The organism is Shewanella sp. Scap07 (assembly GCF_013394145.1).
Taxonomy (GTDB): Bacteria; Pseudomonadota; Gammaproteobacteria; order Enterobacterales; family Shewanellaceae; genus Shewanella; species Shewanella waksmanii.
This window is the reverse complement of record NZ_CP041329.1, coordinates 45,001-56,720: the sequence shown is the minus strand read 5'-3', so window position 1 is coordinate 56,720 and position 11,720 is coordinate 45,001. Positions and strand designations below refer to the sequence as shown.

Sequence of the window (11,720 nt, the reverse complement as noted above, 5' to 3'; positions counted from 1 at the left end):
AACCACATCAAGCTATTCGTTATCGGCTGTTTCAGATTTCTTATCTCTAGCCAATAAAGCTTTGGCCGCTTCATGGGGCGTACCGCCTTGGTACAATACTTTATAAACCTGCTCAGTGATTGGCATTTCAACACCTAATCGCTTAGCCAAAGTGTAAACCTCTTTGGTATTACGATAGCCTTCAACCACTTGACCAATTTCTTGTTGCGCAGCATCGACATCTTTTCCTTGACCTAAGGCCAATCCAAAACGACGGTTACGCGACTGATTATCGGTACAAGTTAGTACCAAATCTCCCAGTCCAGCCATCCCCATAAAGGTGGCGCTTTGGGCACCAATGGCTTCACCTAGTCTTGAAAGCTCAACCAGACCACGGGTGATCAATGCCGTACGAGCATTGGCACCAAAACCGATGCCATCTGACATGCCAGCACTAATCGCGATAACATTCTTCACTGCGCCGCCAAGCTGCAAGCCAGTAAAGTCATCATTTGCGTATACACGCAGACGCTTTGGGCTATGTAGGAGCTCAACGAGATCATTGGTAAAGGTTTCATCGGTTCCCGCCACCGAAATAGCAGTAGGCATACCGGCGGCCAGCTCTTTAGCAAAAGTTGGACCGGATAATACCGCTAACGGATAGTTGTCACCTAAAATGTCACCGGCGACTTCTTGCAGCAAGCGCCCGGTTTCAGGCTCTAGCCCTTTAGTCGCCCAAACAATACGCGCATCATCACGCAACAAAGGTTTAGCTTGTTTGAGCACTAAGCCAAATACATGACTCGGTACAACAACTAATACATTGTTAGAGGCGTTAAGGGCCGCTGCTAGGTCTGCTTCAGGTTGCAGTAATTCTGGCAAGGCAATGCCAGGCAAAAACTCTTCGTTAGCACGATCGCGCTTTAGATTGGCGATGTGCTCAGGCTCATGGCCCCACAAAAGGGTTTTATGACCGTTACTGGCTAAAGAAATAGCAAGGGCGGTGCCATAAGAGCCCGCCCCCAGTACCGTAATATCGGCAGTATTTTTCATGCGTGATTAAGCGCTTGCTTCTTCAGTAGCTTCTGTTTCAGCTGATGCTTGACGCTGTTGAACATATTGAGCAAATAGTGCGTCAAAGTTCACTGGCGCTAGGTTTAGTTGTGGGAAAGTACCACGAGCCACTAGGCTACCAACAGTTTCACGAGCATATGGGAATAGCACGTTAGGGCAATATGCACCTAAAGAGTGAGCAAGTTGTTGCTCAGTTAGGCCGCCGATCGCAAAGATACCCGCTTGCTGTACTTCACAAAGGAATGCCGTTTCTTCACCGTTTTTAGCAGTAACAGTCAGAGACAGGACAACTTCATATACGTCATCAGCTAGCTTAGCGCTACGAGTATCAAGATCTAGCTTAACTTCTGGATTCCACTCTTTTTGGAAAACAGCTGGGCTGTTTGGTGTTTCAAAAGAGATATCTTTAGTGTAAACACGTTGGATATTGAATTGTGGAGCCTGTTCTTCGTTGCTTGCTACTTCTTCAGCCATAATTTCCTACCTAATAATTTGTTACTGCTTCCCTAATTGGAAACACTGCTTAAGGGCTTTTGTTACTTAGGCCGATTAAGACCTTCGCCACCATCCCAGTTTTTTAGTGTCCTCAAACAATCGCAATGATCATTTGAGCTGATTTAAGAGGTGATACTCTACTTAATGATGCCGTTATAAAGCAATCATTTGGCGACTAATTTATCGCTTGCTCTTGGAAACAGGTAAGTTGTTCTGTTGCCAATCGCCCATACCGCCCTTAAGGCTATGCACAGATTCAAAACCCGCCTTAACCATAAGTTGTGCAGCTTGGGTAGAAACCATTCCCGCATTGCATACCATTATAATGGGACTGGCTTTATCGTTTTCAAGGGCTGACATCTGATTATTTTTAATATCAGACAAAGGAATGTTGATTGCACCAACAATATGACCCTTTTTAAACTCTTCTTTACTACGCACATCAACGACTTTAGCGTCTTGCTTGTTAATCAATAAAGTGGCTTGTTGATGATCAACATTGGTCACTTTAGATACGCTAGATTTATAAACACTCACCAAGAGTCCAATAAATAAACCCACCCAAGCGAGGCTCAATAATGGGTTAGCGCGGAAAAATTCAATATATTCTTGCATGGTTAACGGCCTACTTCAGTGGCTGGAAGTTCAGTAAGGGCACAGAGTATACCAAAGCGGCATAAGATTGCAGCAAGTTGTTCGTGCTCTGGGCGCCTGAGACATAGACTAAGCGGGCATTTATCACAAAACCGATAGCTGTAATTGGTGTAAATGGCTTTTTCATCCCCCCTATACGTAGTAATATTTAACCAATTTCGATTTCTAACAACTCTTAAACTTTAAAAGGTACCACCATGACGACACGCAAACGCCCATTGGCCTTGCTGATCCTCGATGGCTGGGGTTACCGCGAAAACACTGACAATAATGCAGTATTTCATGCGAATACACCGGTATTGGATCGATTAAATAGCACTTACCCAACCAGCTTAATCTCAGGTTCCGGCATTGATGTTGGTCTGCCAGATGGTCAAATGGGTAACTCAGAAGTTGGCCATATCAACATCGGCTCTGGTCGAGTGGTCTATCAAGAGCTAACCCGCATAGGTAAAGCAATTGACGATGGTGAATTCGATAGCAACCCCGCACTAACTGCAGCAGTTGATAAAGCAATCGCAGCCAATGGCGCGGTGCACATTATGGGCTTACTTTCACCCGGTGGCGTACACAGTCACGAGGCTCATATTGAAGCCATGTGCAAATTGGCCGTCAGTCGCGGTGCTAAGCAGGTCTACCTGCATGCATTTTTAGATGGACGCGATACACCGCCTCGCAGCGCCAAATCAAGCTTGGCGCATTTTGATGATCTGTTTACTACATTAGGCACTGGTCGGGTAGCATCTATTATTGGTCGTTACTATGCTATGGATCGCGATAACCGCTGGGATCGTGTTTCACAAGCCTATGAGCTGATCACCCAAGGAAAGAGCTTACACCAGTTTGACAATGCAGTTGACGCACTCGAAGCGGCTTATCAGCGCGACGAAAATGATGAGTTTGTCACTAGCAGTGCCATAACCGATACTCAAGGCAACGTGGCCACCCTCAACGATGATGACGCACTTATCTTCATGAACTTCCGTGCCGACCGCGCGCGTCAAATCACTCGCAGTTTTGTCGATCCCAATTTTGATGGCTTTACTCGCGATGTGACGCCTAAAGTCAACTTTGTCATGTTAACTGAATATGCTGCTGATATTGACGCCGCAATCGCATATCCATCAGTTGATCTGGTCAATACCTTAGGTGAAGTTCTACAAAACAGCGGTAAAACCCAGTTGCGCATCTCTGAAACGGAAAAATACGCGCACGTCACTTTCTTCTTTAATGGCGGTAAAGAGCAGCCATTTGAAGGTGAAAAACGAGAACTGATTCAGTCTCCCAAAGTAGCCACTTATGACCTACAACCTGAGATGAGCTCGACAGAACTCACCGATAAGTTAGTAGAAGCTATTGAATCTACAGAATATGATGTCATTATCTGTAATTACCCTAATGGTGACATGGTAGGTCATACTGGCAATTTTGATGCTGCTGTTAAAGCCTGTGAAGCGGTAGATAGCTGTATTGGCCGTGTTGTAGAAGCGCTCGCTAAAGTTGACGGTGAATGTTTGATCACCGCAGACCACGGCAATGCTGAGCAAATGACCGATGAAAGCACTGGCCAAGCCCATACTGCGCACACCAGTGAATTGGTGCCGCTGATTTACGTTGGACGCAAAGGCGAAATTAGCGCTAATGGTCGCTTAAGTGATTTAGCACCAACTATGTTAACCTTGATGGGACAAACAGTGCCTACAGAAATGACTGGGCGCAATATCATCACACTAAGTGAGTAAATAGTCTTTGGTTAAACATTGCATACGCCATACAGCCAGCATTATTGCTGGCTGTCTGTTATTTTGTTTTGCAGCGCAGGCATCAGATCTGAAACAACGTCAGTCTGAGCTGGATGCCATTCAACAGCAAATAAGCAAACAACAATCCGCGTTAGCAGACACCAATGCCCAGCGAGAAAAGCTGATCCAGTTACTCAAAAAAGATGAACAAGCCATCGCAAATGCTGCCCGCAAAGTCAATCAGACCCAAACAGAGTTAGCGACGACAGACGACGAACTTGGTAAGCTCAATCAGCAACAAGCCAAGCTCGATACTCTAAAAAAATCACAACAAGAAACGTTAGCAAATCAGTTAGCCAGTGCCTATCTGGCCGGTAATCATGATTACTCTAAAATGCTGCTCAATCAGCAAAGTCCTGCAACTATCGAGCGACTTTTAGCTTATTACCAATACCTAAATAACGCACGCATGGCGTCCATTAACGAGCTGCAACAAACCTTGTCAGAGCTAGAAGCGGTACACCAAGCGCAAACGAGTAAACAAGCTGAGCTCAATAAGTTAGTTATCGAACAACGCCAACAAGCTAAAGCGTTAAGTGAAGAGCAAACCCAAAGACAACATACATTGGCGCAATTGCAACGCACCTTAAACACTCGCGGTGAAAAGCTTGAGCAGTTGCAAATAGAAGAGGCCAGTTTAAAGCGGGTGGTCGAACAAGCACTCAAAGCTATGCAAGACAGCCCCGCAATGGAAGGGCTCTCAAGCAAGAATAAACTCAATTGGCCCACCAAAGGACGGATTCGTTCTGGTTTCGGTAGCCGCCGTTCCGGCCAAGTAAAATGGAAAGGGGTGATAATGGCCGCCCCTGAAGGCCAGCAAGTCAATGCTATTGCTGCGGGCAAAGTAATATACGCCGATTGGTTGCGTGGCTTTGGTATGGTGTTGGTGGTCGATCATGGTAAAGGTTATATGAGCCTTTATGGTCATGCACAAGCCCTGCTAAAGAACGCAGGTGACACCGTCAACAAAGGTGAATCCATCGCATTGGTTGGTCGTTCCGGTGGACAGACCGAACCTGGCCTATACTTTGAAGTAAGGCATAAGGGGCAAGCTATCGATCCGGCGCGATATTGTAAACGCTAGATGATGCACATCCCCGTATTATAGGGGCTGTGTATGCAACGATTTATTCAAAACTTACTGTGTATTGTTATCGGATTAACCATAGGACTATCGGTCACACTGGCAGGTAAAGAAAACACCCAACCGTTCAATGCTCAGCTTAACTACCCACTATTACTTGATATTATTAATACCATAGAAACCTATTACGTTGACGATGTTAGCGAAGGTGAACTGATCAATGCAGCCATCAGTGGTATTTTCAAAAAACTCGACCCTTACTCTGACTTTCTCGATACCGAAGCCTATAGCGAAATGCGAGATTCAAATAAGGGCGAGTACTTTGGCTTTGGCATTGAAATCGCCATTAGTGATGACAAGGTCACCATTATTAGCCCTTTTCCCCACTCTCCCGCAGAAAGAGCAGGAATTCAAGCTGGCGACCAGATCGTCAAAGTTAACGGTAAAGCGGTCGATGCTGAAGGGTTAGAAGCGTTACTCAAAGAGATCCGTCACCACAGTAGCAACGACTTACGCTTGTCACTGACATTATCTCATCAGGGCTCTGAAAATGACTACCAGGTGGCAATGGAGCCCAGTTTAATTTCTATTCAGTCGGTTACCGCAAAGCTGTTGCCCGATAATGTCGGCTACATTCGCTTAGCCAGCTTTCAGCACGACTCTACAGATGAGATGATCGCCCAGCTGTCAAAATGGCAAACCGTGCCGCTACGTGGGCTGATTCTCGATCTACGCAACAATCCGGGTGGCCTGCTAGACGAAGCGATTAACATAGCCGATATTTTTTTAGCCAAGGGTCGCATAGTGTCAACACAAGGTCGGTTTTTCGACGCCAATTCGGATTACTACGCCTCTCCGCAAACCATGATGGCCAAAGTCCCCTTACTGGTGTTAATTAATAAAGGGTCTGCCTCCGCCTCTGAGGTATTAGCTGCCGCCCTGCAAGACAATGGTCGCGCCACACTCATCGGCCAACAGAGTTTTGGAAAAGGCACAGTGCAAAGCTTGATCCCAACCTTAATAGAGGGCAATGCCATCAAGCTAACCATAGCGAAATACACTACGCCGAAAGGCAATGATATCAATACTATTGGTATTGCTCCGGATATTTTATTTGAAACAGCAGCTATGACTGAACCACAAAGTATGCCTATAATCAGCGAGCTTACACCCCATGACAGTATGGTAAACACTGCCATCACGTGGATTAACAATAGCGAGCTCAACAAAAAGGGCTCATAAATAAAAATAAAAACTAGTGCGCTTATTTCTTTTTATAGCAATATTAATATTTACTCAGGCAGTACAAGCTTCAAAAGTCGCTATCATCATTGACGATATTGGATATCGTCAAACCGATGAGGCCGTACTGTCTTTACCAAGCTCAATAACATTATCCGTTCTTCCCCACACTCCTTTAGGCGAAACCTTAGCCCAGCATGCACATCAGCAAGGCCATGAAATCATGTTACATGTGCCAATGCAGGCGCTTAACGGCAAAACCCTTGGTCCAGGTGGCTTAACCAACCAAATGAATGAATTTGAGTTCAAACAACAGCTCGACTCTGCCTTTAACAGTGTACCGTTTGCTGTAGGAGTGAATAACCATATGGGCAGCTTGTTAACTCAACTTGATGAGCCTATGCAATGGCTAATGGAAAGTTTAAAACAACGGCAAGGGTATTTTATTGATAGTGTTACCACTCGCTATACACGAGCAGAATCGACCGCAGACACAATTGGAATTCCATCACTCAGACGGCAAATCTTTTTAGACAATGACACATCAACGACTGGTCTAGAGAAGCAGTTCCAACAGCTCATAACCTTAGCCCATCAACAGGGACGAGTTGTAGCGATTGCTCACCCGTATCCAGAAACCATCGACTTCTTAAACGAGAATTTACATAGGTTGAGCAGCCAAGGCATTACATTGGTCAATGCATCGCAGTTATTGCCTTACAATATTGCCCAACAACCTGGTAGTGCGACCACGCGACTTAAATAAGCCGTTAAGCAATTTGTAAAACGGGAATATTTAAATCGGGTAACAGTTCTCGCAACTCTGACTGGTTACTGACAATATCAGCCAATGTATATTGATCAAGCACCGCTAAATACGCTGCGACAGCATCTGCTAGCACACCTTTGAGCTTACAGGCTGGAGTAAAACGGCAATAAGGCTTACTGCAGTCGATAGCAGCAAGAGAGTTTTCTAGCTGACGCACCAGTTGACCCACATTGATTTCGTTTGCTGGTGTTGCTAACCGAAAGCCACCACTCTTGCCACGCAATGTTTGAATATAGCCAAGCTTGCCCAAATGATGAATAATCTTAGAAACATGATTTGGAGACAGCTCAAACACGTCTGTGATCTCAGCAATACGGAATAAGCTCTCGCGTTCCGGTTGAATCGCAAGATACATCAGTGTGCGAATACCATAATCTGTATAACGTGTTAATTGCATGATAACCCTTCTAACTTTGAGTGGCTGCTTCGAGCGACTGGATTAACCATATCGCTTCATCATTCGTTGCGCCGCACACATCCTCGGTTGCCGCAAATCGTAAACAAACATCTGGACGTTCTGTTTGTCCAAAAATTTTACATAAATTGTCTTCGTTAAGTTGAATACAGCGCACTCCAGCAGGCTTACCCTCGGGCATACCAGGAATTGCTGTAGTAATAGATGGCGCAATACAACAAGCGCCACAACCTAATCGACATTCCATTGATTATTCCAATTATATTATACCTATAATTAGGTATATGACTTGCGCATTGATCACAGCAGCATGATAAGGGCCGTTATTAAGATCACATATATGCAATAGCAATCACCGTCTCTAAGACTAAATCAATGCCTTTTGTTAACGGCCCGAGATTGTACCTTAATGTTATTAATGGCTATAGCAACAATTTTCAAAGTTGCACGATACTAGTCACACTAATCATATAAAATAAATACATGTTAATAGTAGCACAGGATTTAATATAGATTCCTAACCAGATCAATCTTCCGCTCACTAGTGGCAAAGGATCATGCTTTGACAATATTGCTATGAAACCGGCTAGATCAGGTCAGTTACTTGGGCACTAACTGAAAAGTAGGATGGGCGGCAAGTATCGCAAAGCAACGTGTTTTCGAGCAAGGGCCGTGGATGCCGAACAGGCTTTGTCTATGGATATACAACTTTCTATTCAAAAAAGTCTAATATCTCTAGGGGTGGAGTGTCTGCTAAACATTGTCAGGAACAACGTAGGTCCAACTGAACTACCACTTATTTAGCGAATAGCTTTTTAATTTCGACATGATTTCTTTCAAAATCACATACGAAAAAAGCCTCTGCATTGCTGCAGAGGCTTTCGTCTTAATGTTGGCGGAGCGGACTTGCTCTTATCAAGAGACGAACCCGTGACCCCGGCGAGACAGGTCGCTTTCTTTTTAAAAGAGTCTAATATCTCCAGGGATGGAGTGTATGCTAAACATTGTCAGGAACAAAGTAAGTGCAACTGAACTGCCGCTCCTTTAGTAAACCGCATGCGTATTTTGCTTTAATTTTTCTTTGAAATACGGATACGAAAAAGCCCTAGCATTGCTGCTAGGGCTTATCGTAATGTTGGCGGAGCGGACGGGACTCGAACCCGCGACCCCCGGCGTGACAGGCCGGTATTCTAACCAACTGAACTACCGCTCCTTTAGTGAAAAGCCGAAGCACTTCACTAAATTTGGCGTCTGGAAATGACCTACTCTCACATGGGGAGACCCCACACTACCATCGGCGCAATTGCGTTTCACTTCTGAGTTCGGGATGGGATCAGGTGGGACCACAATGCTATGGTTTCCAGACAAATTAGGTACAATTTAGAAAGCTAATTATTTATGCCCTATTCAGGCTAAGTCCACTTCAATCAAGTGTTTGTATTCTTCTGTAAGTTTCACCACCAGTAAAACCCATTAGGGTTGTATGGTTAAGCCTCACGAGTCATTAGTACATGTTAGCTCAACGCCTCACAACGCTTACACACCATGCCTATCAACGTCCTAGTCTCGAACGGCTCTTTAGAGGAATTAAATTCCTAGGGATGACTCATCTTAGGACTCGCTTCCCGCTTAGATGCTTTCAGCGGTTATCGATTCCGAACGTAGCTACCGGGCAATGCTATTGGCATAACAACCCGAACACCAGCGGTTCGTCCACTCCGGTCCTCTCGTACTAGGAGCAGCTTCCTTCAATCATCCAACGCCCACGGCAGATAGGGACCGAACTGTCTCACGACGTTCTGAACCCAGCTCGCGTACCACTTTAAATGGCGAACAGCCATACCCTTGGGACCGACTTCAGCCCCAGGATGTGATGAGCCGACATCGAGGTGCCAAACACCGCCGTCGATATGAACTCTTGGGCGGTATCAGCCTGTTATCCCCGGAGTACCTTTTATCCGTTGAGCGATGGCCCTTCCATTCAGAACCACCGGATCACTATGACCTGCTTTCGCACCTGCTCGACGTGTATGTCTCGCAGTTAAGCTGGCTTATGCCATTGCACTAACCGTACGATGTCCGACCGTACTTAGCCAACCTTCGTGCTCCTCCGTTACTCTTTGGGAGGAGACCGCCCCAGTCAAACTACCCACCAGGCACTGTCCTCAACCCCGATTCAGGGGCCAGAGTTAGAACATCAACACTACAAGGGTGGTATTTCAAGGTTGACTCCACAAGAACTGGCGTTCCTGCTTCAAAGTCTCCCACCTATCCTACACATGTAGGGTCAATGTTCAGTGCCAAGCTATAGTAAAGGTTCACGGGGTCTTTCCGTCTAGCCGCGGGTATACGGCATCTTCACCGCAATTTCAACTTCACTGAGTCTCGGCTGGAGACAGCGTGGCCATCATTACGCCATTCGTGCAGGTCGGAACTTACCCGACAAGGAATTTCGCTACCTTAGGACCGTTATAGTTACGGCCGCCGTTTACCGGGGCTTCGATCATGAGCTTCTCCGAAGATAACCCAATCAATTAACCTTCCGGCACCGGGCAGGCGTCATACCGTATACGTCATCTTGCGATTTTGCACAGTACTGTGTTTTTGATAAACAGTTGCAGCCACCTGGTATCTGCGACTGCCGTCAGCTTAGGGAGCAAGTCCCATCACCAACAGCAGCGTACCTTCTCCCGAAGTTACGGTACCATTTTGCCTAGTTCCTTCAGCCGAGTTCTCTCAAGCGCCTTGGTATTCTCTACCCGACCACCTGTGTCGGTTTGGGGTACGATTCCTACTAACCTGAAGCTTAGAAGATTTTCCTGGAAGCATGGCATCAACTACTTCAGTCCCTTAGGACCTCGTCATCAACTCTCAGTGTATGCGCACCCGGATTTGCCTAAGTGCACCACCTACAGCCTTAAACGCGGACAACCAACGCCGCGCTAGCCTAGCCTTCTCCGTCTCTCCATCGCAGTTAGCAGAAGTACGGGAATATTAACCCGTTTCCCATCGACTACGCCTTTCGGCCTCGCCTTAGGGGTCGACTCACCCTGCCCCGATTAACGTTGGACAGGAACCCTTGGTCTTTCGGCGAGGGAGTTTTTCACTCCCTTTATCGTTACTCATGTCAGCATTCGCACTTCTGATACGTCCAGTGTGGGTTACCCCTTCACCTTCAACCGCTTACAGAACGCTCCTCTACCGCTCAATACAAAGTATTGAACCCATAGCTTCGGTGTATTGCTTAGCCCCGTTAAATCTTCCGCGCAGGCCGACTCGACTAGTGAGCTATTACGCTTTCTTTAAATGATGGCTGCTTCTAAGCCAACATCCTAGCTGTCTAAGCCTTCCCACATCGTTTCCCACTTAGCAATAACTTTGGGACCTTAGCTGATGGTCTGGGTTGTTTCCCTTTCCACGACGGACGTTAGCACCCGCCGTGTGTCTCCCGAGTAGTACTCATTGGTATTCGGAGTTTGCAAAGGGTTGGTAAGTCGGGATGACCCCCTAGCCTTAACAGTGCTCTACCCCCAATGGTATTCGCTCGAGGCGCTACCTAAATAGCTTTCGAGGAGAACCAGATATCTCCCGGTTTGATTGGCCTTTCACCCCCAGCCACAAGTCATCACCGCATTTTTCAACATACGTGTGTTCGGTCCTCCAGTTGATGTTACTCAACCTTCAACCTGCCCATGGCTAGATCACCGGGTTTCGGGTCTACACCTTGCAACTAAACGCGCAGTTAACACTCGGTTTCCCTACGGCTCCGCTATTCGCTTAACCTCGCTACAAAATGTAAGTCGCTGACCCATTATACAAAAGGTACGCAGTCACGGTCTCAAGGACCGCTCCCACTGCTTGTACGTATACGGTTTCAGGTTCTATTTCACTCCCCTCACAGGGGTTCTTTTCGCCTTTCCCTCACGGTACTGGTTCACTATCGGTCAGTCAGGAGTATTTAGCCTTGGAGGATGGTCCCCCCATGTTCAGACAAGATGTCACGTGTCCCGTCCTACTCGATTTCACGTAAAGTTAGTTTTCATGTACGGGGCTATCACCCTGTGCCGCTGTGCTTTCCAACACATTCCACTAACACCCTCTACGCTTAAGGGCTAATCCCCGTTCGCTCGCCGCTACTAGGGGAAT

Annotated in this window: 9 protein-coding genes, 1 tRNA gene and 2 rRNA genes (1 of these 12 running past the window's edge); 4 read left to right on the top strand and 8 right to left on the bottom strand. The window is 46.4% G+C overall.

Annotated elements, in window-relative coordinates; genetic code table 11:
- Window positions 1–12 precede the first annotated feature (12 nt).
- The 3 genes from gpsA to FLM48_RS00255 form a co-directional block, all read right to left on the bottom strand.
- Entirely contained in the window at window positions 13–1,032 is a 1,020-nt protein-coding gene (gpsA, locus tag FLM48_RS00265) for an NAD(P)H-dependent glycerol-3-phosphate dehydrogenase (RefSeq protein ID WP_028773775.1), read from the bottom strand.
- A gap of 6 nt (window positions 1,033–1,038) precedes the next feature.
- On the bottom strand, window positions 1,039–1,527 hold the full coding sequence (gene secB / locus FLM48_RS00260; RefSeq protein WP_028773776.1) for a protein-export chaperone SecB: 489 nt from the start codon (window positions 1,525–1,527) through the stop codon (window positions 1,039–1,041).
- Between the two features lie 201 nt (window positions 1,528–1,728).
- On the bottom strand, window positions 1,729–2,163 hold the full coding sequence (locus FLM48_RS00255; RefSeq protein ID WP_028773777.1) for a rhodanese-like domain-containing protein: 435 nt from the start codon (window positions 2,161–2,163) through the stop codon (window positions 1,729–1,731).
- Between the two features lie 236 nt (window positions 2,164–2,399).
- Between FLM48_RS00255 and gpmM the strand changes: the two genes are divergently transcribed.
- Genes gpmM through FLM48_RS00235 form a run of 4 tightly spaced genes read left to right on the top strand, consistent with a single transcriptional unit; the run spans window position 2,400 to window position 7,096 of the window.
- Window positions 2,400–3,944, top strand: a complete 1,545-nt coding sequence (gpmM, locus tag FLM48_RS00250; RefSeq protein WP_179022732.1) for a 2,3-bisphosphoglycerate-independent phosphoglycerate mutase — start codon at window positions 2,400–2,402, stop codon at window positions 3,942–3,944.
- A 7-nt stretch (window positions 3,945–3,951) separates the two neighbouring features.
- Window positions 3,952–5,088, top strand: coding sequence for a murein hydrolase activator EnvC (locus FLM48_RS00245; protein ID WP_211237699.1), 1,137 nt, complete (start codon window positions 3,952–3,954; stop codon window positions 5,086–5,088).
- A 33-nt stretch (window positions 5,089–5,121) separates the two neighbouring features.
- The gene (locus tag FLM48_RS00240) at window positions 5,122–6,330 is read left to right on the top strand and encodes a S41 family peptidase (RefSeq protein WP_179022731.1); all 1,209 of its coding nucleotides are present in this window, start codon (window positions 5,122–5,124) and stop codon (window positions 6,328–6,330) included.
- Window positions 6,331–6,346: 16 nt separating this feature from the next.
- Window positions 6,347–7,096, top strand: a complete 750-nt coding sequence (locus FLM48_RS00235) for a divergent polysaccharide deacetylase family protein (protein WP_179022730.1) — start codon at window positions 6,347–6,349, stop codon at window positions 7,094–7,096.
- 4 nt (window positions 7,097–7,100) lie between these two features.
- Here the strand turns inward: FLM48_RS00235 and FLM48_RS00230 are convergent, their stop codons facing one another.
- From FLM48_RS00230 to FLM48_RS00210, 5 genes are all read right to left on the bottom strand, one after another.
- Entirely contained in the window at window positions 7,101–7,556 is a 456-nt protein-coding gene (locus tag FLM48_RS00230) for an Rrf2 family transcriptional regulator (RefSeq protein WP_028773782.1), read from the bottom strand.
- A 10-nt stretch (window positions 7,557–7,566) separates the two neighbouring features.
- A complete protein-coding gene (locus tag FLM48_RS00225; protein ID WP_179022729.1) occupies window positions 7,567–7,821 on the bottom strand; it encodes a YkgJ family cysteine cluster protein in 255 nt (84 codons plus the stop codon).
- A gap of 889 nt (window positions 7,822–8,710) precedes the next feature.
- A tRNA-Asp gene (locus tag FLM48_RS00220) sits at window positions 8,711–8,787 on the bottom strand.
- A gap of 36 nt (window positions 8,788–8,823) precedes the next feature.
- Window positions 8,824–8,939, bottom strand: a 5S ribosomal RNA gene (rrf, locus tag FLM48_RS00215).
- Between the two features lie 118 nt (window positions 8,940–9,057).
- Window positions 9,058–11,720: ribosomal RNA gene (locus tag FLM48_RS00210) — 23S ribosomal RNA — on the bottom strand (it continues 230 nt past the right edge of the window).

Excerpts from the sequence above, each read along its gene's own strand:
- gpsA (WP_028773775.1), bottom strand. The coding sequence starts at position 1,032 with ATGAAAAATACTGCCGATATTACGGTACTGGGGGCGGGCTCTTATGGC.
- secB (WP_028773776.1), bottom strand. The coding sequence starts at position 1,527 with ATGGCTGAAGAAGTAGCAAGCAACGAAGAACAGGCTCCACAATTCAAT.
- FLM48_RS00255 (WP_028773777.1), bottom strand. The coding sequence starts at position 2,163 with ATGCAAGAATATATTGAATTTTTCCGCGCTAACCCATTATTGAGCCTC.
- gpmM (WP_179022732.1), top strand. The coding sequence starts at position 2,400 with ATGACGACACGCAAACGCCCATTGGCCTTGCTGATCCTCGATGGCTGG.
- FLM48_RS00240 (WP_179022731.1), top strand. The coding sequence starts at position 5,122 with ATGCAACGATTTATTCAAAACTTACTGTGTATTGTTATCGGATTAACC.
- FLM48_RS00230 (WP_028773782.1), bottom strand. The coding sequence starts at position 7,556 with ATGCAATTAACACGTTATACAGATTATGGTATTCGCACACTGATGTAT.
- FLM48_RS00225 (WP_179022729.1), bottom strand. The coding sequence starts at position 7,821 with ATGGAATGTCGATTAGGTTGTGGCGCTTGTTGTATTGCGCCATCTATT.